The 24,705-nt window shown below is 63.0% G+C and carries 26 protein-coding genes and 1 riboswitch; of the genes, 12 read left to right on the plus strand and 14 right to left on the minus strand.

Annotation, left to right across the window (positions count from 1 at the left end; all coding sequences use genetic code 11):
- Window positions 1-31: 31 nt before the first annotated feature.
- Entirely contained in the window at window positions 32-979 is a 948-nt protein-coding gene (locus M653_RS0111525) for an aldo/keto reductase (RefSeq protein WP_027143496.1), read from the minus strand.
- A gap of 122 nt (window positions 980-1,101) precedes the next feature.
- A complete protein-coding gene (locus M653_RS0111530) occupies window positions 1,102-1,623 on the minus strand; it encodes a gamma-glutamylcyclotransferase (protein WP_027143497.1) in 522 nt (173 codons plus the stop codon).
- Between the two features lie 153 nt (window positions 1,624-1,776).
- Here M653_RS0111530 and M653_RS0111535 point away from each other — a divergent pair, with 153 nt between their 5' ends.
- Both M653_RS0111535 and M653_RS0111540 read left to right on the plus strand, forming a co-directional pair.
- Entirely contained in the window at window positions 1,777-2,775 is a 999-nt protein-coding gene (locus M653_RS0111535; RefSeq protein WP_027143498.1) for a DUF2125 domain-containing protein, read from the plus strand.
- Window positions 2,776-2,782: 7 nt separating this feature from the next.
- Entirely contained in the window at window positions 2,783-3,712 is a 930-nt protein-coding gene (locus tag M653_RS0111540) for a sugar kinase (protein ID WP_027143499.1), read from the plus strand.
- On the opposite strand, the gene M653_RS0111545 is transcribed toward M653_RS0111540, so the two are convergent.
- Window positions 3,709-4,644 carry a prephenate/arogenate dehydrogenase family protein gene (locus M653_RS0111545; RefSeq protein WP_027143500.1) on the minus strand — a complete coding sequence of 312 codons (936 nt, stop codon included), beginning with the start codon at window positions 4,642-4,644 and terminating at the stop codon, window positions 3,709-3,711. The two genes, M653_RS0111540 and M653_RS0111545, sit on opposite strands and share 4 nt — an antisense overlap.
- 5 nt (window positions 4,645-4,649) lie before the next feature.
- Window positions 4,650-5,759, minus strand: coding sequence for a histidinol-phosphate transaminase (gene hisC / locus M653_RS0111550; protein ID WP_027143501.1), 1,110 nt, complete (start codon window positions 5,757-5,759; stop codon window positions 4,650-4,652).
- Window positions 5,760-5,895: 136 nt separating this feature from the next.
- Window positions 5,896-5,973: riboswitch (SAM riboswitch) on the plus strand.
- Window positions 5,974-6,093: 120 nt separating this feature from the next.
- On the opposite strand from hisC, the gene M653_RS0111560 reads away from it, so the two are divergent.
- From M653_RS0111560 to M653_RS0111585, 5 genes are all read left to right on the plus strand, one after another.
- On the plus strand, window positions 6,094-7,263 hold the full coding sequence (locus M653_RS0111560) for a homoserine O-acetyltransferase (protein ID WP_027143502.1): 1,170 nt from the start codon (window positions 6,094-6,096) through the stop codon (window positions 7,261-7,263).
- 121 nt (window positions 7,264-7,384) lie between these two features.
- The gene (gene metW / locus M653_RS0111565) at window positions 7,385-7,999 is read left to right on the plus strand and encodes a methionine biosynthesis protein MetW (protein ID WP_027143503.1); all 615 of its coding nucleotides are present in this window, start codon (window positions 7,385-7,387) and stop codon (window positions 7,997-7,999) included.
- Window positions 7,945-8,793, plus strand: a complete 849-nt coding sequence (locus tag M653_RS1000000135465; RefSeq protein ID WP_156938184.1) for a Stf0 family sulfotransferase — start codon at window positions 7,945-7,947, stop codon at window positions 8,791-8,793. The genes metW and M653_RS1000000135465 overlap by 55 nt, the downstream gene beginning before the upstream one ends.
- 78 nt (window positions 8,794-8,871) lie before the next feature.
- Window positions 8,872-9,894, plus strand: a complete 1,023-nt coding sequence (locus tag M653_RS0111575) for a glycosyltransferase (protein ID WP_245262095.1) — start codon at window positions 8,872-8,874, stop codon at window positions 9,892-9,894.
- Between the two features lie 289 nt (window positions 9,895-10,183).
- Entirely contained in the window at window positions 10,184-11,119 is a 936-nt protein-coding gene (locus M653_RS0111585; RefSeq protein WP_027143506.1) for a glycosyltransferase family A protein, read from the plus strand.
- Between the two features lie 13 nt (window positions 11,120-11,132).
- Here M653_RS0111585 and M653_RS0111590 read toward each other — a convergent pair whose 3' ends face one another.
- From M653_RS0111590 to M653_RS0111600, 3 genes are all read right to left on the minus strand, one after another.
- Window positions 11,133-11,936, minus strand: a complete 804-nt coding sequence (locus M653_RS0111590; protein WP_027143507.1) for a DUF1194 domain-containing protein — start codon at window positions 11,934-11,936, stop codon at window positions 11,133-11,135.
- A gap of 100 nt (window positions 11,937-12,036) precedes the next feature.
- Window positions 12,037-13,854, minus strand: a complete 1,818-nt coding sequence (locus M653_RS0111595) for an ABC transporter ATP-binding protein/permease (protein ID WP_027143508.1) — start codon at window positions 13,852-13,854, stop codon at window positions 12,037-12,039.
- A gap of 126 nt (window positions 13,855-13,980) precedes the next feature.
- Window positions 13,981-14,769 (minus strand): methyltransferase domain-containing protein, encoded by a 789-nt coding sequence (locus M653_RS0111600; RefSeq protein ID WP_027143509.1) that lies wholly within the window; start codon window positions 14,767-14,769, stop codon window positions 13,981-13,983.
- Window positions 14,770-14,965: 196 nt separating this feature from the next.
- Here M653_RS0111600 and gloB point away from each other — a divergent pair, with 196 nt between their 5' ends.
- Window positions 14,966-15,733, plus strand: coding sequence for a hydroxyacylglutathione hydrolase (gene gloB / locus M653_RS0111610; RefSeq protein ID WP_027143510.1), 768 nt, complete (start codon window positions 14,966-14,968; stop codon window positions 15,731-15,733).
- Between the two features lie 22 nt (window positions 15,734-15,755).
- Window positions 15,756-16,175, plus strand: coding sequence for a cupin domain-containing protein (locus M653_RS0111615; protein ID WP_027143511.1), 420 nt, complete (start codon window positions 15,756-15,758; stop codon window positions 16,173-16,175).
- Here M653_RS0111615 and M653_RS0111620 read toward each other — a convergent pair.
- From M653_RS0111620 to M653_RS0111630, 3 genes are read right to left on the minus strand one after another with little or no spacing between them, the layout of a single operon-like run.
- Entirely contained in the window at window positions 16,172-16,846 is a 675-nt protein-coding gene (locus tag M653_RS0111620; protein ID WP_027143512.1) for a lysoplasmalogenase family protein, read from the minus strand. The two genes, M653_RS0111615 and M653_RS0111620, sit on opposite strands and share 4 nt — an antisense overlap.
- A complete protein-coding gene (locus tag M653_RS0111625) occupies window positions 16,843-17,820 on the minus strand; it encodes an EamA family transporter (RefSeq protein WP_027143513.1) in 978 nt (325 codons plus the stop codon). Before M653_RS0111625 ends, M653_RS0111620 begins: the two co-directional genes overlap by 4 nt.
- A 44-nt stretch (window positions 17,821-17,864) precedes the next feature.
- Window positions 17,865-18,653, minus strand: coding sequence for a DUF3108 domain-containing protein (locus M653_RS0111630; protein WP_027143514.1), 789 nt, complete (start codon window positions 18,651-18,653; stop codon window positions 17,865-17,867).
- A 258-nt stretch (window positions 18,654-18,911) separates the two neighbouring features.
- Here M653_RS0111630 and rpmB point away from each other — a divergent pair, with 258 nt between their 5' ends.
- The 3 genes from rpmB to M653_RS0111645 all read left to right on the plus strand — a co-directional run bounded on the left by rpmB (window position 18,912) and on the right by M653_RS0111645 (window position 20,733).
- Window positions 18,912-19,208, plus strand: a complete 297-nt coding sequence (rpmB, locus tag M653_RS0111635; protein ID WP_027143515.1) for a 50S ribosomal protein L28 — start codon at window positions 18,912-18,914, stop codon at window positions 19,206-19,208.
- Window positions 19,209-19,371: 163 nt separating this feature from the next.
- Window positions 19,372-20,055: a queuosine precursor transporter gene (locus M653_RS0111640; protein WP_027143516.1), complete on the plus strand. Its 684-nt coding sequence runs from the start codon at window positions 19,372-19,374 to the stop codon at window positions 20,053-20,055.
- 3 nt (window positions 20,056-20,058) lie between these two features.
- A complete protein-coding gene (locus M653_RS0111645) occupies window positions 20,059-20,733 on the plus strand; it encodes a hypothetical protein (protein ID WP_027143517.1) in 675 nt (224 codons plus the stop codon).
- A gap of 28 nt (window positions 20,734-20,761) precedes the next feature.
- On the opposite strand, the gene M653_RS0111650 is transcribed toward M653_RS0111645, so the two are convergent.
- From M653_RS0111650 to cobT, 4 genes are all read right to left on the minus strand, one after another.
- Window positions 20,762-21,247, minus strand: coding sequence for an SRPBCC family protein (locus M653_RS0111650; RefSeq protein ID WP_027143518.1), 486 nt, complete (start codon window positions 21,245-21,247; stop codon window positions 20,762-20,764).
- Window positions 21,244-21,612, minus strand: a complete 369-nt coding sequence (locus M653_RS0111655; protein WP_027143519.1) for a metalloregulator ArsR/SmtB family transcription factor — start codon at window positions 21,610-21,612, stop codon at window positions 21,244-21,246. Before M653_RS0111655 ends, M653_RS0111650 begins: the two co-directional genes overlap by 4 nt.
- A gap of 168 nt (window positions 21,613-21,780) precedes the next feature.
- On the minus strand, window positions 21,781-22,803 hold the full coding sequence (locus tag M653_RS0111660) for an esterase-like activity of phytase family protein (RefSeq protein WP_027143520.1): 1,023 nt from the start codon (window positions 22,801-22,803) through the stop codon (window positions 21,781-21,783).
- Window positions 22,800-24,698, minus strand: a complete 1,899-nt coding sequence (gene cobT / locus M653_RS0111665; protein WP_027143521.1) for a cobaltochelatase subunit CobT — start codon at window positions 24,696-24,698, stop codon at window positions 22,800-22,802. Before cobT ends, M653_RS0111660 begins: the two co-directional genes overlap by 4 nt.
- Window positions 24,699-24,705 lie beyond the last annotated feature (7 nt).

Raw genomic sequence — 24,705 nt, forward strand, 5'->3', positions numbered from 1 at the left:
GACGTTCGTGCGCCCCGCGCTGCCGGCCGCCTCAGACGCTGGCTTTGTCGAGTTCGGCCATGTCGTCCGCGCTCAACTTCAACGACACCGCCTTGATCAGGCTGTCCATCTGGCTCGGCTTGGTGGCGCTGGCGATCGGCGCGGTGACGCCTGGCCGTGCGATAACCCAGGCAAGCGCCACTTCCGCCTGCTTGGCCGAATGCCTGGCGGATACGGCGTCGAGCGCCGCCAGAATGCGCATGCCGCGTGGATTGAGATAGCTGCCGACATCCTCCCCGCGCTCGCTCTGGCCGAGATCGGCTTCCGTGCGGTACTTGCCGCTGAGAAAACCCTTGGCCAGACTGAAATAGGTGATGACGCCGATATCCTCGGCCACGCAGAGGTCGCGTAGCGGGCCGTCGAAGGAGGAACGGTCGTAGAGATTGTATTCCGGCTGCAGCACCTCATAGCGTGGCAAGCCGCGCAGGCTTGCCACGTCAAGTGCCGCGCGCAACTGACCGGCATCGAGGTTAGAACAGCCGGCATAGCGGATCTTGCCCTTGGCGAGCAGTTTCTCATAGGCGCCGAGGGTTTCCTCATAGGGCGTGGTCGGATCCGGCCAGTGCGATAGATAAAGGTCGATGAATTCTGTCCGCAGCCGCTTCAGCGATGCGTCGACGGCCTTTTCGATATAGGCGGCCGACAGGTCCTTGTGGCCCTGCCCCATGTCCGAGCCGACCTTGGTGACCACCACGACCTTGTCGCGATTGCCACGATCCTTCATCCATTTGCCGATGATGGTTTCCGATTCGCCGCCCTTGTTGCCGGGAACCCAACGCGAATACGCGTCGGCCGTATCGATGGCATTGAGGCCCGCGCCGACGAAGCGGTCGAGCAGGTCGAAGGAGGTTTTCTCGTCAGCGGTCCAGCCGAAGACATTGCCGCCCAGAACCAGCGGCGCGATGGAAAGGTCGGTGCGACCGAGACGGCGTTTCTGCAAGACGGATCTCCGTGATGATTGGGACCGGGCGATGCCGCCCGCTGGCTGGGTTCGGAGCTTAACCTAGGTCCTGCCGCATCGAGGTCAAAGGCCTGGCCGCCTTTTTCCGCAGAGCCAGCGCTTCACGAAGTCGCTATCCGGCGCGCCACATCCTCCAGCCAGTGGTCGCGGATATCGAGCGCTTCCAGATGCTTGAGCGTGCTCAGCACATAGTCCTCATTGTTGCCGGATCGGCCGACCGCGCCGCGCACCAGGGCCGCCGCATCGGCCGCATCCAGCGCACCGGCATATTGCTCATGCCTGCGGTCGACGATGTAGGCCACGGCTTCAACCGCGCCGCCGCCGTCGAGGCGCACCTTGAGCGTGCGTTCGAGATAGACGCTGGTGACGAGCTCGCGTTCGCGTAGATACGCAATGACCTCGTCGCGCAATTCGCCAGGCACGCGGAATGCAAGGCCGACGCAGGAGCCGCCATGGTCGAGGCCAAGCACCAGTCCGGGCCGCTGACGCGTGCCGCGGTGCACGAAGGAATAGACGCAGAGCGAGCGGCGATAGCCATGCAGGTGGGCGCGTCGTGTCTCGACATGCGCGAAACCCGGCCGCCAGATCAGCGAACCGTAGCCGAACACCCAAAAATCGCCCATATCAACGCGCCTGATTGCAAAAAGAATGGCAACACCGCACCGGAAACCGGTGTTTTTTCCGCCCGTGTCCGTCTACCTATTCGTCTCTGTCCCCTGGTGTTGTCGGAATCGAGAATCCGTCCACACCATCCATGCGTTAACGAGAGCCAAAGCATGACGTCAAGTGACGAACGCCAACCGGGTAGCCGTCGCCGCCTGTGGTGGCTTGCCGCGTTCATCCTGGTGCTGTTCGCCATTTACAGCGCCGGCTGGTTCTATATGGCCGGCAGGGTGAGGTCCGAGGCCGACAAGGCGGTTGCCACGCTCAACAAAAGCGGCATCGCGGCCGGCTGCGCCAATCTCCAGGTCGGTGGCTATCCCCTGAGCTTTGCCGTCTCTTGCGACAACCTCGCTTACGAGGACGATGCCAAGAACATCGCCGCCTCGGCCGGTAGTTTCAATGCCACCGCCCAGATCGTCCAACCCTTGTCGCCGGTTGCCAGTCTGCGCGGTCCGCTCCGGACCTCCGTCCCGGGCATGATGCCGCTCTGGATCGACTGGGACAATCTGCAGGCCAACGTCAAACTGTGGTACCCGCTGCCGCGGCGTATATCGCTGCAGGCCGAGGGCCTGTCAGGCCAAACCGACCCGGCCGACGACACCGATCCGGTCGAACTGTTCAGTGCTGGCAATGCATCAGGCCAGTTGCAGCCGAATGGCGGGGATCTCGACTATGTCGGCAGCTTTGGCGATCTCGAGATCGATCCCGACGCGATCGGCGGGCGCGTGCTGCCGGCGCTCGATGCCAGTGGCGACGTGACACTGAAGAACGGCGTCGCGGTGATCGGCACACAGGTGAAAAGCCTGCGCGGCCAGAGGATCGAAATCCGCACCCTCGATCTGTCGTCGGGAACGGCGCGTGTCACCGTTTCCGGGCCGCTTTCGGTCGATGCCGAGGGCCTGGTCGACGCCGATCTGATGATCAGGATCAAGGATCCCAAGGCCGTGGCATCCATTCTTGCCGGCGCCATACCCGAGCAGAAGAATGCGATCGAGCAGGGTTTTGGCGCCCTGGCGCTGCTTGGCAGCGAACCGTCGATGCCGCTGAAAGTGGTCAAGGGCAAGGCCTCGCTCGGCTTCATCCCGCTGGGCAAGATCAAGCCGGTGCAATAGTCTCGCCATGGCAAGACCCGTGAAGCTCCTGAGTGTCGGGGCGCTGACGCTGGATACGATCCTGCGTGTCGATACATTGCCCCATCATCAGGGAAAGTTCATCGCCTCCGACGGCATCCAGATCGCCTCGGGCATGGCCACGAGCGCGGCCTGCGCCGCGCATCGTCTCGGCGCCGAGGTATCGCTATGGGCGAGCGCCGGCGACGATCCGGTCGGCGATCAGCTGATTGCGGGAATAGAGGCCGAGGGCGTCGATTGCAGCCATGTGCGCCGCGTCAGCGGTGCGCGCTCGGCACTGGCCTCGATCCTGGTCGATGCGCATGGCGAGCGGATCATCGTGCCTTTCTACGACACACGCGCTCAGGCTGATCCCGACGCCTTGCCGTTCACCGACTTCACGACATTCGATGTCGTGCTGGCCGACGTGCGCTGGCCGGGTGCCGCTGCCCTGGCCCTGAAGGCGGCGCGCGGCGCTGGCCGGCCGGCTATCCTCGATGCCGATACCGCGCCGCTTGCGGTGCTGGAACAATTATTGCCGCTGGCCTCGCACATCGTCGCCTCCGAACCGGCAGTCCGCATCATATGTGGCCACGCGCTGGATCTGGAGACCGCCTGCACCGACCTTGCCTCCCGCACCGATGCCTTCGTCGCGGTCACCGGCGGTGCGGCGGGAACCTGGTGGCTCGATCGAAGCGCTGGATCAGCCCGCCATGTCGAGGCACTGAGGATCAAGGCGGTCGACACGCTGGCCGCCGGCGATGTCTTTCATGGCGCCTTTGCCGTCGGGCTGGCGGAAGCCATGCCGGTCGAACAGGCCTTGCGTTTCGCAAGTGCGGCCGCCGCGCTCAAATGTCTGCGCTTCGGCGGCAGGCTGGGCGCGCCGGATCGGACGGAGACGCTCGCCATGATGGCAGCGACCTGGCCTGAGACAGCTTAGCTCTTTGCCGGGTGCTCGACCGCCTGGCGGCCGAAATCGGGCGCGTCGATATCCTGGCCGGCTTCGATGATCGAGCGGCGCACGGCGCGGGTACGGGTGAACAGGTCGAACAGCTTGTCGCCGTCCCCCCAGCGGATCGCACGCTGCAGGAAGGCCAAATCCTCCGAGAACCGCGCCAGCATTTCCAGGATGGCATCCTTGTTGTGCAGGCACACGTCCCGCCACATGGTCGGATCGGAGGCGGCCAGACGCGTGAAATCGCGAAACCCGGAGGCGGAATATTTGATCACTTCCGTCTTGGTCACCGATTCCAGATCGTCGGCGGTGCCGACGATGTTGTAGGCGATGATGTGCGGCAGATGCGAGACGATGGCCAGCGTCATGTCGTGATGCTGCGGGTCCATCGTGTCGATGTTGGCGCCGCAACGGCGCCAGAATTCCGAGAGCCGTTCCAGCGCTTCCGGATCGGTGCCCGGTACCGGCGTGAAGATGCACCAGCGATTGTCGAACAGGTCGGCAAACCCGGCATCCGGGCCGGATTTTTCGGTGCCCGCCAGCGGGTGGCCGGGAATGAAATGGACGCCATCAGGCACATGCGGTTGCATCTGCGCGATGACCGAGGCCTTGGTCGAGCCGACATCGGTGAGGATCGCCCCCTTTTTCAGCGCCGGCGCGATTTCCTGCGCCACCGCGCCGGACGAACCGACCGGCACCGAGACGATGATCAGATCGGCGTCGTGGACCGCTTCCCTGGCAGCCGTGGTGTAGGAATCGCCGAGGCCCAGTTCTTCGGCCCGCTTGAGCGTTGCCGCGCTGCGGGTCGAGATGGCGACGTGGCGAGCCAAACCCTCACGGCGAATGACGCGGGCGAGCGACGAGCCGATCAGGCCAATGCCGACCAGCGCGATTTTTTCAAACATCGGAGATGTCATGGTTTCTAGCTTTTCAGGAATGTCGTGATCGCGGCGACAACGCCGCGATTGGCCTTTTCAGTGCCGACGGTCATGCGCAGCGCGTTGGGAAAGCCGTAGCCTGAAACGCGCCGCAATATATAGCCGCGCGCGCTCAGATACTCATCAGCAGCCGCCGCCGAATGCTTCTGGTCGTCGGGAAAATGAATGAGCAGGAAATTGCCGACGCTCGGCGTCACCCGCAGTCCGAGCCCGGTCATCTCCTCGCTCAGCCAGGCGAGCCAGGTCTCGTTATGCGCCACGCTGCGCTCGACATGGGCGCGGTCGCGGATCGCGGCGATGCCGGCTTCGATCGCCGTCGCATTGACGTTGAAGGGGCCGCGCACGCGGTTGATGGCGTCGACAATGTGCATTGGACCATACATCCAGCCGATGCGCGCGCCGCCGAGGCCGATCTTGGAGAAGGTGCGCGTCATCACCACGTTCTCAGCGCTGCCGACAAGTTCTATGCCGGCTTCATAGTCGTTGCGGCGGACATATTCGGCATAGGCCGCGTCGAGCACCAGAAGCACGTTTTTCGGCAGTCCGGCATGCAGCCGGCGCACCTCCTGGAACGGCACATAGGTGCCGGTCGGGTTGTTGGGATTGGCCAGGAACACGATTTTCGTGCGCGGTGTGACAGCCGCCAGCATCGTATCGATGTCGGCGCGCTCGTCGGTCTCCTTGACCACCACCGGGGTGGCGCCCGCCGACTGGATGTAGATCTTGTAGACCATGAAGGCGTGTTCGGTGAACATGGCCTCGTCGCCGGGCGCGAGATAGGTCTGTGCCAGCAGGCCGAGGATCTCGTCGGAACCGTTCGAGCAGATGATGTTCTGCGCGTTGAGGCCATGCACCTCGGCGATCGCCTCGCGCAACCGCCTGGCGGTGCCGTCGGGATAGACGTCGAGTTTGCCGGCGACCTCACGCGCGGCCTCGATCGCCTTCGGCGAGGGCCCAAGCGGATTCTCGTTCGACGACAGCTTGTAGACCTTGGCGACACCGGCCGGCGCCGTGCTCTTGCCGGGCACGTAGGCGTCTATGTCCATGATGCCCAAGCGCGGGGTCGGACGTGCCTGATCAGGTGTCTGGTTCATTTTTGCAAAATCCGTCGAAAACGCCTCCATCCGGAAGCCGCTGCGGAAATACAAGCCATGGCAGGCAATGTCGAGGGGCGGCAGTGGTGCCGGCCGCCGGCATTGACGGCGAGGCGGGTGAGTTCTAGAAGGACAGGGACAGTTCCGTGGTGATTTGGCCGGTCGGCTTGCAGCCACGTTAAACAATTCGCTAAAGGGCCGTTTGCGTGACGTAACCGGCTTTGCGAAGGCAATGCCGGTTTTTTATTGTCCGCGACCGGCCGGACGAACGCATCGGCGGCGCGGAGATCGGCAGCGATTTCCGCAAAAAGCATGGTGCAGCAAGAGAGACGTGATGGCTGTTCTGCGTGCAGGAAAGACCAACAACGAGGCCGATCAACCGTCGAGCCCGGTGTTGCGTTTCGGGCCCGACAAGCCGCTCAAGCTCGACGCCGGCACGCTGCTGTCGCCATTCCAGATCGCCTACCGGACCTATGGCACGCTGAACGACGCCCGTTCCAATGCCATCCTCGTCTGCCATGCGCTGACCGGCGACCAGCATGTCGCCAGCACCAATCCGGTGACCGGCAAGCCAGGCTGGTGGGAAGTGCTGATAGGCCCCGGCAAGATCATCGACACCAGCCGCTTCTTCGTCATCTGCTCCAACGTCATCGGCGGCTGCCTTGGTTCCACCGGGCCGGCCTCGACCAACCCCGCCACGGGAAAGTCCTATGGGCTCGACCTTCCGGTCATCACCATCCGCGACATGGTGCGTGCGCAGCAGATGCTGGTCGACCATTTCGGCATCGAGAAGCTGTTCTGCGTGCTGGGCGGTTCGATGGGCGGCATGCAGGTGCTGCAATGGGCGTCGAGCTATCCCGAACGGGTTTTTTCGGCACTGCCGATCGCCACCGGCGCGCGCCATTCGTCACAGAACATCGCTTTCCACGAGGTCGGCCGGCAGGCCGTGATGGCCGATCCGGACTGGCATGGCGGCAAATATTTCGAGCACGGCAAGCGCCCGGAAAAGGGGCTGGCAGTGGCGCGCATGGCCGCCCACATCACCTATCTGTCGGAAGCCGCCCTGCACCGCAAATTCGGCCGCAACCTGCAGGACCGCGAAGCGCTGACCTTCGGCTTCGATGCCGATTTCCAGATCGAGAGCTATCTGCGCCACCAGGGCATGACCTTCGTCGACCGTTTCGACGCCAACTCCTACCTCTACATGACACGGTCGATGGATTATTTCGACCTCGCCGCCGACCATGGCGGCCGGCTGGCGGACGCCTTTGCCGGCACCAAAACCCGCTTTTGCCTGGTGTCCTTCACGTCGGATTGGCTATTTCCGACCGAAGAGAGCCGCTCCATCGTCCATGCGCTCAACGCCGCCGGCGCCTCGGTATCCTTCGTCGAGATCGAGACCGATCGCGGCCACGACGCCTTCCTGCTCGACGAACCGGAACTGTTTGCCGCCATCAACGGCTTCATCGGCTCGGCCGCGCGCGCCAGGGGGCTGGGCGTATGACCCCGAAAAGTTGCAGACTTTTCGGATCAAGGTCATGCGCCAAACAGAAAGGCGAAGCCATGACCCCGAGGAGTTGCGGACTTTCCGGACCATGGTCATGCGCCACTCAGGAGGCGAAACCATGAGCGTCAACGGCAGCCAGCGCGTCGACCTCGAGGTCGTCGCCAACCTCATCCCGCCGCAATCGCGCGTGCTCGACGTCGGCTCCGGCGACGGTTCGCTGCTCGAATTGCTGCAGGAAACCAAGCAGGTCGACGGCCGCGGGCTCGAGTTGTCGCAGCGCGGCGTCAACGAATGCGTGGCGCGCGGCCTCTCGGTCATCCAGGGCGATGCTGACAAGGATCTCGAATTCTATCCCGACAAGGGTTTTGACTTCGTCGTCCTGTCGCAGACCCTGCAGGCCACCCGCAATCCAAAACTGGTGCTCGACGAACTGCTCAGGATCGGCAATCGGGCGATCGTCTCCTTCCCCAATTTCGGCCATTGGCGGGTGCGCCTGTCGCTGTTCGTCAAGGGCCGAATGCCGGTGACCAAGGATCTGCCCTATTCCTGGTACGACACGCCCAACATCCACTTCTGCACCATCCGCGACTTCGTCAATCTGTGCGAAGAGCTTGGCGCGACGGTGGAAAAGGCGACAGCGCTCGACGCCAACGGCCAGAAGATCGGCCTGTCGATGCCATGGTGGTTCTGGAATTTCTTTGGCCAACAGGCTGTGTTCCTGCTGAAGCGGTAGTGGTTGCCATGCATCTCTTTCGCAGACGGCCTCTTCCGGTTGAAATACCACCTGACATCCTGTCTGGCATAAAGGCTGGAATTCTGGTCTGCACGTCACCGCGCAGCGGCAGCAATCATCTCGCTGGATTGATGGCAGCCGCCGGGCTTGGCAACCCGTTGGAGTGGTTCGGCGGCCGCCGTCTTCTTGAATTGCCGAACTATCCTCGCGATCCCCGCGCTCAAGTCTTGCGGGCATTGAGGGATGGGCGATCCGCTTCCGGAATTTACGCAGTCAAACTGTTTGCCAGCCAATTTTCACAAGTGGCTAGAACCATCGACCTACCAGCCACCCTCCCAGAATTGCGCTATGTCCGTTTGACGCGCCGCGATCTCCTTGGCCAGGCAATCTCCTGGGCGCGCGCCCGTCAGACCGGCCGATTCCGTTCCACTGAGACCGCCAACAACGCGCCACGTTACGACGGCGCGGCGATCGCACAGTCGCTTGATAAACTTGTGCTGGAAAATCTGGTTTGGGACCTCTGGTTTGCAAAAAACGGTGTGCCTTTCCTGTCGTTGACATATGAGGATCTTTTGCAAGACCCACAGACCAGTCTTAAGCAAATCGCTGGTCTCGTTGACGCCGAGCTTGGCCGTGACGTCGGATTTGGCTTTGCGTCCGGCCTCGCAATTCAACGAGACACCGTCAATGTAGAATGGCGGCAGCGTTTCTTGGCGCAATATTCAGACACTTCAAGATTCCCGGTTGACCGCACTCGCGGTTCCCTTTGGTCCCGATTTGGTGGCGGTGGCTGATCGTCAGTATTGTTGGGAAACATCCCCGCGTGATCTTGAAAGGGTTGCCTTTAGGCCGACTTGCAGGGACTATCGCCAGTGCGACGCAGCGATCTGGTCCATGCGGAAATGGTTGAACCACACACAACATATTCCCTCGTGGTGGAGATGGAGAACGCCAAGTCCATCGATTGGGACGAAGTCGGCGTTGGCCTGAAGGCCTTGGCACGTGAAATCACCACGGTTTCTTCAGCCGGCTTGCACAGACCCAAGGTTGTTATCTCTCACGGCGGCACGGACGCCGACGCTGGATCGCTTCGCATCGACGTCAGGGCGGTAGCGCCACAGCTGGAACAAGTTGCCGATCTGATCTTTGCCGCTTTCCCCGGGGGCCGATACTACGATCTAAAAAACAACGGCATATTGGCAACGGACGGGGATATCGTCCTTTTCACCGATTCCGATGTAGTGGCCGAACCAGGCTGGCTATCAGGTTTGCTTGAGCCCTTTAGCGATCCAGAAGTTATGTGTGTGAATGGATATACTTATCTTTCATACGATGATTTCTTTTCGAGGACGTTTGCACTGATCTGGTTTTTCCCAATGGCTCACGGGGACAAGCGGTTTGCCTCGAAACGAGCGATGAACGCCAACAATGTAGGGTTTCGGCGCGACTGGATCGTCGATCATCCTTTTCCAAGACACAATGGCTTCAAGGTCTCGTGCACATTGCTGATGCGCGAACTGCAACGCGAAGGCCAGACAATTCGTAATGTCAACGCACGCGTCTACCATTACTCACCGCGGGGCTGGCGTTTTTTTTTCTGGCGCGCCCTGGTCACGGGCAGAGACGCCGACCGAAAGTTCGTGGAGCTCAAATCGCCTGGCCGCACGCAACGGATCGCCAAGTCCTTCAGCCGTTGGTTCACCATGTCATGGCGCACCATAAGACGGATTGTCGGCCATGCCGGGGATACCGGGATGCCGCTTTGGCAGATTCCATTTTCCCTTCTTGTCGGCCTTGCATTCTACAGTTTGGCGTTTTGGGGCCAGTTCAGTCTCGCTACAGGCCTGGTCAGCGACGACATCGAGATCGTGCCCGACTATGTCGGGCACAGCTAGCTGATTTTAGCGGTGGATTCGATCGCCCTTGCGAAAATTGATCGTCAAGGCCACTTCGCAAGCATGGAAGGCAGCGATGGTGTTGCAGTTAAAGCTCCAGGAGCCGGAATTCATCACGCCTTGTCGGTCGAACGACAGCAGAATAGGATGACATAACAGGTTGTTCTTTGTAGCGTCGCGCTGAATCCGATGAGGGCCATCCAGGGGGAAGTCCGATCCGTTCAACCATCCTGAAGATCAAAGGACCTGGCGCGAAGTGTGTTTTTGCGCTGAAGATGGCTGACGCGATATGAGCGGGAAGACGGAGCAGGCGCCCCTCATCACGGTCATCACACCGACCCACAACCGGCGCGAAACGGTGCTCCGCGCCGTCGAAAGCGTGCTTTCCCAGAGCATGCCGCGGTTCGAGCATATCGTCGTCGACGATGGCTCGACCGACGGAACCGAGGCGGCGCTCGCCCGCGTCAGCGATCCGCGGCTGATCTATGTCGGCGCGAAATGGCGCGGCGCCAACGCCGCCAGGAACGCCGGCATCGAACTTGCGCGGACCCCCGTGGTGACATTTCTCGATTCCGACGACGTCTACCTGCCGCACCGGCTTGAGCGCACGCTGGCCCGGTTCGATGACGATCCGTCGCTCGAAGTATTGCTGAGCTCATACGTCTCGCTGAAGAGCGGCCGCGCCACCAACTGCATCAATCCCGAGGCATTCGTGAGTTCCATGGTACTGGAGCGCACGCTTGTGGCGCAGACGATCTTCATCGCCGGCTCGGCGATATCGGCCCGCCGCGAGGCCCTGCTGGCGGTTGGCGGCTATGACAGCGACATCACCCGGATGCAGGACCGGGAGTTGCTGCTGCGCCTCGCGCAGCGGTTCGGCGCGCAATTGTCGGGAGATATCGACTGGACGAAATACAATTCGGAGAATTCGATTTCGGGCCGCAGGACAGGCTATGTCGAAGCCTATGCCAATCTGATGGGCAAGCACCCGCATATCGCCCGCTCCTACCCGCACATTCCGCCCTACATGATCTCACGGCAGATCATCGCCGATATTCTCAGGGGCCGGATACCGGAGGCGTTCGAGGGCTATATGGCCAATCGGTCGTCGAAGGCGCTCGGCTACTCCTTGCCGGAACTGGTCAACGGTTATGTCCAGGGCCGGCGCTGGCGCCGCGATCTCTTCAACACATTCCGCAACGAGTTTGGCGCCCGGCCTGCCTGACCCACGGCCAGGCCTATCGGTCCAGTTCCGGGAAATAGGGATCCGACAGGAACCGCCTGTCCCGTTCCCCCAGAAGGCAGTCGATCGGGGCGTCCATCTCGACAGGCGTGATCTTGGGCTTGTCCTGAATGCCGCTGACTTCCAGAATCAGCTTGCGCCGGATCGCCGTCGAGAATTCGGCGGCCGCATGGATCGGCAGCACGAAGGAACCAGGTCCGCCGGTCACGCACTGCGCATAATACTGATCGAGATGGCTGAAGGTCGGCGATGGCTTGATCAGGATCGGCAGGCCGTTGACGACTATGCCCTTGGCAATGGCCGCATCACGCATCACGGTGACCGGCGGCCCGATATTGTTGGGGCCGTCGCCAGATATGTCGATGACGCTGCGTTCGCCCGCGAAATTGGTGCCGTCGAAAAGCTCGGTACCGAAAGCAAGCGCGCTTGAAATCGAGGTGCCGCGGAAACTCCGGAAGGGGCGGGCCGCAAGCTTGTCGGCAAAGCTGTTAGCGCTCTCGGCGCTGTCGATGATCTGCCAGCCGATGACCGCGTCGTCGCGCGCCGTGCCGGCCCATTCGAAATAGGCGAGCGCAATGCGGCCCGTATGGCCGGAACGGACCGCCTCGATGAAATCGGCATGCCGCAGCGCCTCTACGTAGCCGGCGCGTTGAAGGGCAAACTCGGTTTCGTCCATCGACAGGGAGATATCGACCGCCAGCACCAGTTCGACGTCGACGGCCAGCGTATCCGGCGCCGAAGGAACCGGAGCGGCCTCGGCGCAAGCCAGGCAGGCAAGCAGGCTCATCGTATCAAGCATGGCCAGCACAAGCGATGTTTCGATCGCAACATCGCTCGCGATCACGGCGAAATAAAGCTTGTGGCAGGCGCGCGCCCGGCCGGTCCGAATGCCGGCTGTTCTATGCCTTGCGCCGTGCGGCGACTGGCGGCGGTTCGATGGCACCTGCCCGGACGGGGGCGGGTTTCAGGGCGGGCGCGCCGGTATCCTTCACGATCGTCAGGGAGCGCGGGAAGAACTGATTGTTGTGCAGGCCGCGTCCGATATTGATGATCGCGGCGTCCTTCAGATGCTTATCCAGCAGCGACAGCACGCGCCTTAGCGACGGGCCGTCGAATGCATCCATCGCTTCATCGATAACCACCCATTTCGGCTTCCGCAAGGCGAGCCTCGCGAAGGCGAGCGATCGCTGTTCGTCATCGCCCAACTCCCGCTCCCAGCGGGCCGACCGGTCGAGCGAGGATGACAGCCGCCCGAGGCCGACTTCGGCAAGCACCGCCGAGATATCGGCATCGCTTGCCAGAGCAACACCATAGGGATGGTCAAGAACCTCGCGCAGCGTGCCAGCCGGGAAATACGGGACACGAGGCACGAAGATGGGAGCTTCTCCCGCCGGCATGCCGATCTTTCCGCTCCCCCATGGCCACAGGCCGGCAATGGCGCGGAAGAACAGCGTCTTGCCGGCGCCGGGCTCGCCGGTGATCATCACGCGCTCGCCGACATGGATTTCGACATGCTGGTCGGAGAGCTTCGTACAGCCCTCCGGCGAGGCCACCTGGAGTTTCTCCAACGTCAGGCTGCCATTGGCGTTCTGACCGAAGGAGATACGCTTCTCCTTGTCGTGCAGCACATCGGTTTCATCGAGCGCGATGCGGAAGTCGGCGACACGCATCAGCGTGGCACGCCAGTCGGCGATGCTGCCGATGTTGTTGATGAACCAGCGCAACGACGAATGCACCTGGTTGAAGGCGCCGACCGCCATCATCAGGCCGCCAAAGCTGATGTCGCCCGAGAAATAGACCGGCGAGGCGACCAGGATAGGCGCCACGACGGTGATCCAGCCATAGGTGTCGGTTACCCAGGACAGGTTGATCTGGGCGGTGTAGATGCGCCGCATGGCACCCAGCACCGTGCCGAGGTCGAGTTCGAGCCGTCGCTTGGCATCATTCTCGCCACGGTACAGCGCGATGGCATCGACATTCTCGTTGACGCGCACCATCGAGGAGCGCAGCTCCGCTTCGCGCGTGTAGCGGTCGCTGTTGAGGCGGATGAGCGGCCGCCCGACCAGCCAGCTCAGCCAGGAGGCGGTGCCGGCATAGAGGAACGCCGCCCAGACCATGTAGCCCGGTATCGCCAGCGACCAGCCGCCAATGTGGAACACGAAGCCCGAAGACAACTCCCACAACACGCCGACGAAAGACGCAAGCAGGATGAAGGACTGCAGCAGGCCGACACCAAGATCGGTCGACAGGTCCGACAGATGCGCGGCATCCTGCTGCATGCGCTGATCGGGATTGACGCCGATGGCGCCGGCATTGGCCAGCCGGAAAGCACGCGCCGGCCGCATCCACTGGTCGATCAAATCCAGCGTCAGCGCCTCGCGCAACTTCAGCCGGATCATCTGGTTGAGCCAGGTCTGGCCGATGTTGAGCACCAGCAGCCCACTGGCGATCAAGGCAAAGACGAGAAGCTGATGCAGGAAGGCGGCCATGTCGCGGCGCGCGAGCGCGTCGTAAAAGGGTTGGTTCCAGCGATTGAGCAGAACCTGGCCGATCGACGTCGCGACGATGACGGCCATGATGCCGGCCGACGTCCACAGCAACCATTTGCGAACCGGCGATTCTATCAGCGCCCGCTTGATCGCCGCCACCTGATCGCGCAGGCTGCTGACCACGGCGACCGGCTGAACGGTGGCCTGATTGTCCAGTTGATCAGCCATAGCCGAAGTCCTTGCGTTAAGTAGCGAAGCTGAAACCGGATGAGGCGGCAGCCCCTCAACCACTTTGCCAGTCCAGCACGACAGATAGGTCGGAAAGATGCCGCGCGATGCAAGTTTCCATCGCGATCACGAAGGTGTCGCTTGCCGAGCCGACGATGCCGCACCGCTTCCCTCGGCCCGCCGGCCGAGCCGTGTCGCGCCATGTGGCGACAGCACCGGCACGAAGACGCGGCGGGACGCGCGCTGGGCCACCGGCACGCCTTGATAAAGTCGCTTCTGCGCTTCCACGACAATGACGCCGGAGAAGATCGGCCACAGCCGCCGGCCGGCGCGCTCCAGCACATTGTGGAAGCGCATCATGAAGCGCCGTCGCGATGGCGGGAAAAACAAGGCATCGGACCACGCGGCGGGCGTGAAATTCGCCTCGCGCAGCAGTTCGGTGAGCTGCCCGCGTGAGAAGGGCCGCCCGTTGCCGAACGGCGTATGTTCGAAGCGTGCCCAGACGCCGCGCCGGTTGGGCACGACGATGACGACGCGCCCCGCCGGCGACAGTACCCGCCAGATCTCGTTCAGCGTCTCGCGCGGGTTCTCGACATGTTCCAGCGAATGGACGAGCAGCATGCGGTCGATGCAGGAATCGACCAGCGGCAGCTCCTCGTCGAAGACCAGTGCCGTTGCCGTCGGCCCCGTCGCCGGCCAGACCACGGCGCCCTGGGTCGCCGGCATGAAGGCGAAGACCCGCTCGGCGTCGGAGCCGAAGCGCTCCAGCCAGGGCAAGGTATAGCCGAGACCTACCAGCCGCTCATTGGGCACCGCGGCCCATATCGACGATAGCGCCATGGTGATCGAACGCTCGGCGAACCGGCCGAGCGTTGTCGAATAGAACGAGCGAAGGTCGACGATGTCGGAATGCATGTCAGGGATGTAGCCGTGATGTGGGGTGGATTCAACAAAAGGTCCAAAGCGGCGGCACGGCGGATGTCAATTTGACATCCCAGGATGACATTCGGACGTCATTCGCTTTGACATCCTGGATGTCATTCGCTTTGACATCCGGGATGACATTCACGCAGCGGCACCCTATGTCTGCAGCGGTAAAGGGAGAGATGCGATGCCGGTCGAAATCGAACAGTTCATGTGCCGCACCGACAATTTCGGTGTGCTGGTGCATGATCCCGAAAGCGGCCAGACCGCAATCGTCGACGCGCCCGAGGAAGCGCCGATCCTGGCCGCGATCAAGCGCACCGGCTGGACGCCGACGATGATCCTGACCACGCATCACCATGTCGACCATGTCGAGGCCAATCTGGCGCTCAAGGAGCGCTTCAAGCTGCGCATCGTCGGGCCGGAGGCGGAAAAGGCCAAGATTCCCGGCATCGACGAAACCGTCGAAGAAGGCTCCATCCTTCATCTCGGCGATGAGCGCATCGAGGTGATCGCCACGCCCGGACATACCGCCGGTCATGTCTCCTACCATCTGCCGGCATCGAAAGTGGCGTTCACCGCGGATACGCTGTTCGCGCTGGGTTGCGGCCGGCTGTTCGAATGCAAGCCGCCGGTGATGTACGAATCGCTGAAGAAGCTCGCGGCCCTTCCGGCCGAGACGACGGTCTATTGCGGCCACGAATACACGCTCACCAATGCCCGTTTCGCGCTGAGCGTCGACCCCACCAATTCGGCATTGAAGGAGCGCGCCGCGCGGATCGAGGCGCTGCGGCTCGACAACAAGCCGACGCTGCCGACGACGATCGGCGAGGAACTGTCAACCAATCCCTTCCTGCGCTGGCACGATCCGGCAATCCGCAAGCATCTGGGCATGGAGAAGGCTGGAGATGCCGAGGTCTTCGCCGAGATCCGCAAGCGCAAGGACAATTTCTGAGCGCCGTGTTGGCTTTCTGCCGATGACCAGTTCCGCGGAAATCATAGCAACGCTCGCACTGAAGCCGCATCCGGAAGGAGGCTGGTACGCGGAAACTTTTCGCGACGAAGCCGGCGGTGCGCGGGGCCATTCGACCGCCATCTATTTCCTGCTGGAACGGCATCAGCTTTCGGCCTGGCATCGGGTCAGGGACGCCGCCGAGGTCTGGCATTTTTATGCCGGTGCCCCGCTGGCGCTGTCGATGTGGGAAGAAGGCGGCGCCATTATCGAGCAGGTTCTCGGCATCGACCTCGCGGCGGGCGAACGGCCGCAAATCGTCGTGCCGGCAGGCTGGTGGCAATCTGCGCGCAGCCTGGGCGAGTGGACGCTGGTCGGCTGCACCGTCGCACCAGGTTTCGATTTCGCCGCCTTCGAACTCGCCGAGCCGGGCTGGCAGCCCTAACCCAGCAGGAAACCCAGGGTAATCGCGAGCTGGGCGGCGTAGTACAGCACCCAGACGACGAGGCGCATCAAGGCGCGCTGCGGTGATATGGCGGCGACCAGGAATTTCTCCGTGGCGAGCAGCCCGTCCGATGCCATGAACAGCACCACGCCGCCGATCACCCAGCTACTGTTTGTCGTCAGCGCCGACATGCCCATGGCCAGGATCGCAAGGATATAGGCGGCGATCGGAATACGCAGGCCGGGACCGACACGGCGCCAGAGCGCCGCCAGCATGACAATTGCGAACACCGCCATGGCCAGTGCAATCGCGCCCAGCCAGGATTCGGCGGCAAGCAACTCCAATCCGCCACCGCTACGCAGGAACAGCGCGGCATACACGATGTGGGCGACGAGAAAGCTCGCCAGCCCGCCGAGAAATGCCTTTTCCCCGTCGCGCGACAGGAAGGCGTCACCAACCGCGCTCAGCGCAAGGGCGGCGACCAGCAGCAGCGGGCCGCCCTGGATTGCGGCGAGTACGGCGAGCATAGCCACGGCGAGCGTCTTTGCCGCCGAGCGGGCCAGCGTCGGCCGCATGCCAAGCGTGAAGGCATAGATCACCGCCGCCACCAGCGAAAAGATCAGCGTTGCATTGGCATTGGCGTCGATGCCGCCGGCAAACGGCATCGTCATGCCCTGGCTCCGCCTTCGGATGCCCTGGCCCCGCTGTCGGATGCCCTAGCTCCGCCTTCGGATGCCCCGGCTCCGCTTTCGGATGCCCCGGCTCCGCTCCCGGTCGCCGCTGGCTTGCGCAAGAAGAGCGACTTTGCCGCCAGCGCCGCGCCGCCCGTGATGAGCACGCAGGCGGCCAGAATGCGCAACGAAGGCTCGGCGACGCCGGCCGCGATCAGCACAAGTGTCGACAAAAGCGGTGCCGCGTAGCTTGCGGCACCCAGCACCTGGATGTTGCCGCGCTTGACGCCGATGTCCCAGGCATAGAAGGCAGCGCCCACCGGCATCAGGCCGAGCCCGAGCACGGCCAGCCACTGGCCGGCGCCGTCAGGCAGCACTGTTTCCTCGAGCGCCAGGTGGCAGGCGAGCGACAGCACGGCGGTTGCCGCGCAGAACCAGGTGACGATGCTGGTCGGCACCGACGGGAAACGTCGCGACAGCAGTGAATAGGACGACCATAGCAGGGCGCAGACGGCGGCCATGGCATAGCCGAAAGCATAGCGCGCGTCGAAGGCTAGGCCGCCACCCTTGGTGACGATCAGCACGGTGCCGGCAAGGCCGAGCAGCGCGCCGACGACATGATTCCAAGCCAGTTTTTCGCCCGGCATCAGCGCCGAGCCCAGCACGATCAGCAGTGGCCAGAGATAAGCAATCAGGCTCGCCTCCACCGCCGGCGCGTTGCGCAGCGCGGTAAAATAGAAGAAATGGTAGCCGAACAGGCCGGCAATACCGATCACCCAGACCTGGGGCGGGATTTTCTGGTTCCTGTCGGTGGCCGGCATGAACAGGCGTGCGACAAGCCCTACGCCCGTGCCGATCGAGAAAGTGATCGCCGACAACAGGAATGGCGGCACCTTGCCGGACGCATCCGTCAGCAACGCAAGCAACGCCCACATGGCGACCGCCGAAAAGCCGATCAGTGTTGCGCGCCCCATTTTGTCTCCAGTGGCGCGCCCCATCCTGTCCCCGGTGGCGTGCCTTATTGTACTGCTTCGAACCGCCTGGCGCTGATGGTCAAGGTACCGATCTGCGTTCCGACCGTGGCGTGGATCGGCGCATATACGCCGGTTTGGCCAAGCGGTGCAAACGTCACCATCATGCGGCTTTTGTTCTTGAGGTAGTTGAGCGCCTTGCGGCCCTTGCGATAGCCCGCCACCGGCTCGAAACCCATCTGGCAGGTAACGGTGTCGCCCTTGTAGCCCGGCACCGAGATCGTTCCTTTCGAGGCGTAGGTCAGTGTCAGGTCCGCGCGCATCTCGCCATCATAGAACTTGACCTTGCGGCCGCAGACCTGGTCGAGGCCGTCGGCATGGATGACGGTGGCGGCCATCGGATCGAGCACCGATGCCAGGTCGCCGGCGCCGATCGGCACCCAGGCCTCGGGGTCGCGCTTGCCGGGGGCGGGGATGACCTGCGTCGAGGTCACGTTGCCGTTGGTAAAGCGAATGTCGATCGAGGATGCCTTCTTGCCGGAAGTGTAGTCGGCACGGAATGCCTGCGGCACCATCTTCTGCCCGGAGATCGTACCCTTGGACGAGATCGTGCCCCGCGTGTCGTCGAACAGCTTGGCGAGACCCGCCGCGGAGACACTGCCTTCGATCGCGTAGGCGCCATTCTCATAGTGGCTGGAGAAAGTCGACCTCGCGATCGAGAGACCCAGAAACGACACCGTGTACTCGCCCTTGAACGACTGCGGCGAGGCAGCGGACGCGGCGGACGGCAAGGCGACGGCAAGCGCGGCAACAAGCGCGTGAGATGAACGAGGCATGGCGGGATCGGATCCTTGATTTTCGGCCGGAGGCGGGCGACTCCGGTCTGGCATGTCCCTGTGAGACCGCTTATAGGGTGAAATCCGGCCTTAATATGAAATGCCGGGCGCTTCCGTGGGGAAGCCGGAGCTTGACGCCCCGGTGAAATGCAACTAAGGAACGCCAACTTTTCCATAAGGCCGCCTGACCAGAACCGCGCGCCACCCGGCGTGGGCACAAAAGTTTGGCAGGCCACGAGAGAACTGAAGGTTAGAACCATGTCCCGCACCTGCGAACTCACTGCCAAGGCAGTCCAGACCGGCAACAATGTGAGCCACGCGAACAACAAGACCAAGCGTCGTTTCCTGCCGAACCTCGTCAATGTGACGCTGATTTCGGAAGCGCTGAACCAGAATGTGCGCCTGCGCATTTCTGCCAACGCGCTGCGTTCGGTCGAACATCGCGGCGGCCTCGACGCCTTCCTGGCCAAGGCCGACGTCAAGGAACTGTCGCAGCGCGCGCGTCTCTTGAAGAAGCAGATCGCCAAGAAGACCGCCGAACAGGCTGCCGCTTAATTCGTCTCTCAGGCGGGGGACAACCGCCCTGACCAACCTCTTGTTGGCCACTGAGTATCGGATCGAGATCGCGTAGCGGCCATAGATTCGATGCTCGAACAAAGCGAGCGTGATCCGGTTTTCGGCAAAACGCTCCGCTGGTTCCATTACCCAGGATAAAAAAATGTCTTCCTTTTCGCGATACCTGCCCTTTGTGGCCGCCATGGCGCTTGTCGTCGTGGCTTCGAACATCCTCGTCCAGTTCCCCATGCAGGGCCAGATCGGCGGCCTGTCGCTCGCCGACGTTTTGACCTGGGGCGCCTTCACCTATCCCTTTTCCTTCCTGGTCACCGACCTTGCCAACCGCCGCTACGGACCCGCCGTGGCGCGCCGGATCGTCTTTGTCGGCTTCATGACGGCGGTGGTCTGCTCGATCCTCGTCCCGCCCTTCCTGTTCCGTCATGGCCTGATCGAGTTCGAGACATCAGCCGACCGGCTGGTGCGCATCGCGGCCGCTTCGGGCGCTGCCTTCCTGACCGCGCAGTTGTTCGATGTCACCGTGTTCAACCGGCTGCGTCGGCAGAGCTGGTGGCGGGCACCGATCATCGGCACGCTGGTCGGATCGGTATTCGACACCGTCGTGTTCTTCGGTGTGGCTTTTTCGGCCGCCTTTGCCTTTGTCGGTCCAAGCGATAGTTTCGCGCTCGAAAGCGCCCCATTGATGGGCGTGTTTCATGTCGATGCCATGCGCTNGGTATCCTGGGCGCTTGGCGACCTCAGCGTGAAACTGATGATCGCCGTCGTGGCACTGATCCCCTACCGGCTGCTCGCCGCCCGCTGGAGCCAGCCGGCCATTGCCGCGGCCTAAGCCGTGATTCCCTGGATCCAGCTGGACTCCGCGAGAACGCCCGACAGCCAGCAGGAATTGCGGCTGAAACAGCGCGGTTCCGAATTCTCGATCATGCTCGGCACCAACGAGCTGATGAACAGCCGGCTGAGCGGCTCCGAGGAAGCGCTGGCGAAACTGTCCTGCCAGAGGATTGCGGGGCATCTTCGGCCGAAGATCCTGATCGGCGGGCTTGGCATGGGTTTCACGCTGCGCGCTGCTCTCGCCGAACTGGGCAACAATGCCGAAATCATTGTCGCGGAACTGGTGCCGGCCGTCGTCGCCTGGGCGCGCGGCCCAATGGCCGAGATTTTCGCCGGGTCGCTCGATGATTCCCGCGTCACCATCCGCGAAACCGATGTCGGCCAGTTGATACGGTCGGGGGCCGGCGCCTGGGACGCGATCCTGCTCGACGTCGACAATGGCCCCGAGGGCATCGTCCACAACGGCAATGACGCCCTCTATAGTGCGGCTGGCCTCTCCGCCGCGCGTACCGCGCTCAAGCCGGGCGGCGTGCTGGCGGTGTGGTCGCAGGGGCCGGATGCCGGCTTCACGCGGCGGCTGAAACAGGCAGGTTTCGCGGTCGACGAAGTCAACACGCGCGCCAACGGCAAGCGCGGCGCGCGTCATGTCATCTGGATAGCCACCAAAGCCTCATGATCTTGACCAAGATCGTCGGCGGCCGGGGCTAGTTTGACCGCTGAAGTTCGGCGGCAAGGGCCTCCAGCAGCCCGCGAGTCCCCTCCTCCCGTCCCTTGGCGGAATCGATGCCGTCGAAGAAAGCGCCCTGCTCGGTGTAGGTCAGCCTTGTGCCATCGCCTGAAGGCGTCAGCTCCACGGTGGTCAGCGATGCCGACATGGGCTGCGGCCCGACCGCCATCCTGTAGGAAAACACGATGCGCCGGTCGGCGACGATGTCCTGGAATTGCGCGTCGAGCCTGATCTCCGGGCCGCCGCCATAGCTGAAGCGAGACACCTCGCCGCCGCCGACGCGAAAGTCGAAGCTGAACTCGGCAACGGCAAAACCATCGCCTTCGATGCGCCAACGCCGCACCGTCGCTTCGTTGGCGAAGGCATGGAAGACACGTGACGGCGATTGCGGATAGGTCCGCTCGATGGTGAAGGTGGAGTGGATGACGGAATGCTCATCCTTGACGGGGGCAATCTGGTTCATTGCGGTTCGTCCTTTTTCTGGTTCTGATTTTTCTCGGGGGATTGATCCGTCTCGGCCAGGATCTGGCCAAGACGGTCGAGATGGCGTTCCGCCGGTAGGCGGCGTTCGGCAATCCAGTCGGCGAGCGGAGCGAGCCCGCCGGGTTCGATCCGGCAGGTGCGCACCCGCCCGATCTTTTCGCTGCGGATCAGACCGCAGGCCTCCAGCGCCTGGAGATGCTGCAGCACGGCGGCGAAGGTCATGCCGAACGGCTCCGCCAACTGGCTGACGGTGGCCGGTCCACTGCTCAACCGTTCCAGGATCTGCCGACGGGTGGGCTCGACAAGAGCGCGAAGGATGCCGTCGATCTCTGAATGGTTAAGCATGGACTTGAGTATCGTTCGCGCCATCTCAATTGTCAAGTCCAGACTAAAGTGTTTTCGCAAACACGGTCATGGTCGATAAACTCATTCAGATTTAGTGGTCTGCAGGAACGCTGGGAATGGCCGACGCATGGACAAAATCGCCAAGAGGCGTCGCGGCGGAGCTGCCACTCAATCCTGGTGCAGAATGAATTCCAGATAGAGATTGCGCTGCAGGATCGACTGGTTGTCGTCGGAGATCAGCGAAACCATCAGCGCGCCGTCAGTGCGGGTCCAGACGTCTAGCCCTTCCATATTGTCGATCTGGTAGCCCATGTCGGCTTGCAGCAGCACCGGCCCGTCGGCAACGGCGCCCTTCTCGACGCTCTCTCCATAAATGCGCCGCAGCCGCATCTTGAGCCCGCCCGTCATGGTGAAACTGCGCTCCAGCAGCAAAAGGTCGCCATCGGGCAGAAAGGCGCCATCGGTGATGTCGAAATCGCCGTTGCGCTTGACGGTGAAGACGCCCTTGCGCGGCCCTTCGATGATGGCGGCGTAGATGTTGCCGGTCTTGTCGAGGCTCTTTTCCGAGACCACGACAAGGCCGCCCCGATGCTGGCCGTTGGCATTTGAATGGGTGACTGTCTCGAAGCCGCGGTTCTTCCGCAGTTCCCGCGCCGGCGCCAGGAAATCCAGCTGCCTGAACGGCGCCTTCATGTTGTCCGGGTCGATCCTGAACTGGACGACGCGGTGGTTGCGTTCGAAACCGACGGTGGCGATGCCGTCCTTGACCGCGAGGCCCTCGGCATCGACTTCCCGTTTTTCGTCGATCGGCTGGCCGCTCTGGTCGACCATTTGCTGCATGCGAAAATTCTGGATGCCGACCCCATCGGCGTCGCGGGCCACCGAGCCGAAGAACCAGTAACCGGTATCGGCCACACCGATGAAATCGCTGCCGGCTTTCAGAAACCGGAAGGCCGACAGCGCGCCGAAATCGTGTGATGGCGAGGTCATCTCCAGCCCGCCGACGAATTCGAGTTGGCCAAACTGCTTGTCGGTGCCGCCAATATGGAATTCGGTGATCGGGCGGGCCGAGATTGCGACAGGCTCAACTGCGGCCGAGCCGGCCGAACCGGCTGGCGCCGAAGCCATGCCGGCAAGCAAGGCGATGACGGCGAAAAGCGTGTCCCGAAGCCCGCGCCGCGAAAGGATCATCCGGCGCGTCGCGTGCCGCCGCGCCGCGTATCCTTCGCGCTTTCCTCGGCAAACAACGAAGCCAGTTGCTCGGTCATGGCGCCGGCCAGTTCCTCGGCATCGACGATGGTGACGGCGCGCCTGTAATAGCGGGTCACGTCATGGCCGATGCCGATGGCCAGCAGTTCGACCGGTGAGCGCGTCTCGATCAACTCGATGACGGCGCGCAGATGACGTTCGAGATAATTGCCCGGATTGACCGACAGCGTCGAATCGTCGACCGGCGCGCCGTCCGAGATCATCATCAGGATCTTGCGCTGTTCGGGCCGGGCGATCAGCCGGTTGTGCGCCCACAGCAGCGCCTCGCCGTCGATGTTTTCCTTGAGCAGGCCTTCGCGCATCATCAGGCCGAGGTTGCGCCGTGCCCGCCGCCAAGGATGGTCGGCCGACTTGTAGATGATGTGGCGCAGATCGTTGAGCCGGCCGGGGTTCGGCGGCTTGCCGTCCTTCAGCCATTTCTCGCGCGCCTGCCCGCCCTTCCATGCCCGCGTGGTGAAGCCGAGGATCTCGACCGAGACACCGCAGCGCTCCAGCGTGCGCGCCAGGATGTCGGCGCAGGTGGCGGCGACCGTGATCGGCCGGCCGCGCATCGAACCGGAATTGTCGAGCACCAGCGTCACCACCGTGTCGCGGAATTTGGTGTCGCGCTCCTGCTTGAACGACAGCGGCTGCATCGGATCGATGACCACGCGCACCAGCCGCGCCGGGTCGAGATAGCCCTCTTCCAGGTCGAAATCCCAGGACCGGTTCTGCTGCGCCATCAGGCGGCGCTGCAGCCGGTTGGCGAGCCGACCGACGACGCCCGACAGATTGGCGAGCTGCTTGTCGAGGAAGGCGCGCAGCCGGTCGAGCTCTTCCTCTTCGCAAAGCTCCTCGGCGCCAACCGTCTCGTCGAAAGCTGACGTGTAGATCTTGTAGTCGATTTCCTTCGGCAGATTGGTGAAGGGATTGTCGTTGCGGCGCGCCTCGCCGGGTGTCTCGGCGTCGGCATCGTCATCGTCGGACAGATCGTCGGCCGTTGCGTCGGAGGCTTCGGTCTCCGCCGACTGCTCGTCGTCTGCCGACGCCTCTGCGTCCTCGGACTGCGACTGCTCGGAGCCGGAATCGTCTTCGCCGCCCTCCTCGCTCTGTTCCTCGCCTTGGGGCTGGTTGTCGTCATTGTCCTCGGAGTCTTCGGTCTCCTGGTCGTCGCCGAGTTCCTCGGCCATTTCCATGGAGGCGAGCATCTCGCGCACGACGCGGGCGAAGGCCTGCTGATCCTCGAGCTTTTCCGACAGGCCATCGAGGTCGGCCTTGGCTTTCTCCTCGACCCAGGGCCGCCAGAGTTCGACCAGCCGCTCGCCGCTCTTCGGCACCGGCCGGCCGGTCAGTTTTTCGCGCACCATCAGCGCGAGCGCCTCCTCGATGGGCGCGTCGGCCTTGTCCTTGACGTCGACGAGGTTGGCCTTGGTGTATTTGTCCTCAAGCATCGAGCCGATATTGTCGGCGACGCCCTGCATGGCGCGGCTGCCGATCGCCTCGACGCGAGCCTGCTCGACCGCATCGTAGATGGCGCGGGCGGCCTTGCCTTCGGGCGCCAGCTTGCTGTGGATGCGAACATCATGGCAAGCGCGCTTCAACGCCATGGAATCGCCGAGTCCGCGGGTGATCGCGATGTCGGCCTTCGATGCCTTCTTGGGCAGCTCGGGCAACCGCGCGCGGCTGCCCGCCAGCGCCGGCCTGTCCTTGGCGAAGCCGACTTCCATCTCCTTGTCGCCGGCGATGGCGCGCATGCAGACGGTGACGGCGCGCTTGAAGCTGTCGGCTTCAGACCCCGTCTTCGACTTGTTGCGTGTGTTGTCGCCTGGACCCGCCATCGAGGCT

This window comes from Mesorhizobium sp. WSM3626 (assembly GCF_000513935.1).
Lineage (GTDB): Bacteria > Pseudomonadota > Alphaproteobacteria > Rhizobiales > Rhizobiaceae > Mesorhizobium > Mesorhizobium salmacidum.

Coding starts and splice junctions, on each gene's coding strand:
- M653_RS0111545 (WP_027143500.1), bottom strand. CDS start 4,644: ATGACATCTCCGATGTTTGAAAAAATCGCGCTGGTCGGCATTGGCCTG.
- rpmB (WP_027143515.1), top strand. CDS start 18,912: ATGTCCCGCACCTGCGAACTCACTGCCAAGGCAGTCCAGACCGGCAAC.
- M653_RS0111585 (WP_027143506.1), top strand. CDS start 10,184: ATGAGCGGGAAGACGGAGCAGGCGCCCCTCATCACGGTCATCACACCG.
- M653_RS0111615 (WP_027143511.1), top strand. CDS start 15,756: ATGACCAGTTCCGCGGAAATCATAGCAACGCTCGCACTGAAGCCGCAT.
- cobT (WP_027143521.1), bottom strand. CDS start 24,698: ATGGCGGGTCCAGGCGACAACACACGCAACAAGTCGAAGACGGGGTCT.
- M653_RS0111560 (WP_027143502.1), top strand. CDS start 6,094: ATGGCTGTTCTGCGTGCAGGAAAGACCAACAACGAGGCCGATCAACCG.
- hisC (WP_027143501.1), bottom strand. CDS start 5,759: ATGAACCAGACACCTGATCAGGCACGTCCGACCCCGCGCTTGGGCATC.
- metW (WP_027143503.1), top strand. CDS start 7,385: ATGAGCGTCAACGGCAGCCAGCGCGTCGACCTCGAGGTCGTCGCCAAC.
- M653_RS0111660 (WP_027143520.1), bottom strand. CDS start 22,803: ATGATCCTTTCGCGGCGCGGGCTTCGGGACACGCTTTTCGCCGTCATC.
- M653_RS0111625 (WP_027143513.1), bottom strand. CDS start 17,820: ATGGGGCGCGCAACACTGATCGGCTTTTCGGCGGTCGCCATGTGGGCG.
- M653_RS0111590 (WP_027143507.1), bottom strand. CDS start 11,936: ATGCTTGATACGATGAGCCTGCTTGCCTGCCTGGCTTGCGCCGAGGCC.
- M653_RS0111595 (WP_027143508.1), bottom strand. CDS start 13,854: ATGGCTGATCAACTGGACAATCAGGCCACCGTTCAGCCGGTCGCCGTG.
- M653_RS0111655 (WP_027143519.1), bottom strand. CDS start 21,612: ATGCTTAACCATTCAGAGATCGACGGCATCCTTCGCGCTCTTGTCGAG.
- M653_RS0111620 (WP_027143512.1), bottom strand. CDS start 16,846: ATGACGATGCCGTTTGCCGGCGGCATCGACGCCAATGCCAATGCAACG.
- M653_RS1000000135465 (WP_156938184.1), top strand. CDS start 7,945: ATGGTGGTTCTGGAATTTCTTTGGCCAACAGGCTGTGTTCCTGCTGAA.
- M653_RS0111530 (WP_027143497.1), bottom strand. CDS start 1,623: ATGGGCGATTTTTGGGTGTTCGGCTACGGTTCGCTGATCTGGCGGCCG.
- gloB (WP_027143510.1), top strand. CDS start 14,966: ATGCCGGTCGAAATCGAACAGTTCATGTGCCGCACCGACAATTTCGGT.
- M653_RS0111540 (WP_027143499.1), top strand. CDS start 2,783: ATGGCAAGACCCGTGAAGCTCCTGAGTGTCGGGGCGCTGACGCTGGAT.
- M653_RS0111535 (WP_027143498.1), top strand. CDS start 1,777: ATGACGTCAAGTGACGAACGCCAACCGGGTAGCCGTCGCCGCCTGTGG.
- M653_RS0111650 (WP_027143518.1), bottom strand. CDS start 21,247: ATGAACCAGATTGCCCCCGTCAAGGATGAGCATTCCGTCATCCACTCC.
- M653_RS0111630 (WP_027143514.1), bottom strand. CDS start 18,653: ATGCCTCGTTCATCTCACGCGCTTGTTGCCGCGCTTGCCGTCGCCTTG.
- M653_RS0111600 (WP_027143509.1), bottom strand. CDS start 14,769: ATGCATTCCGACATCGTCGACCTTCGCTCGTTCTATTCGACAACGCTC.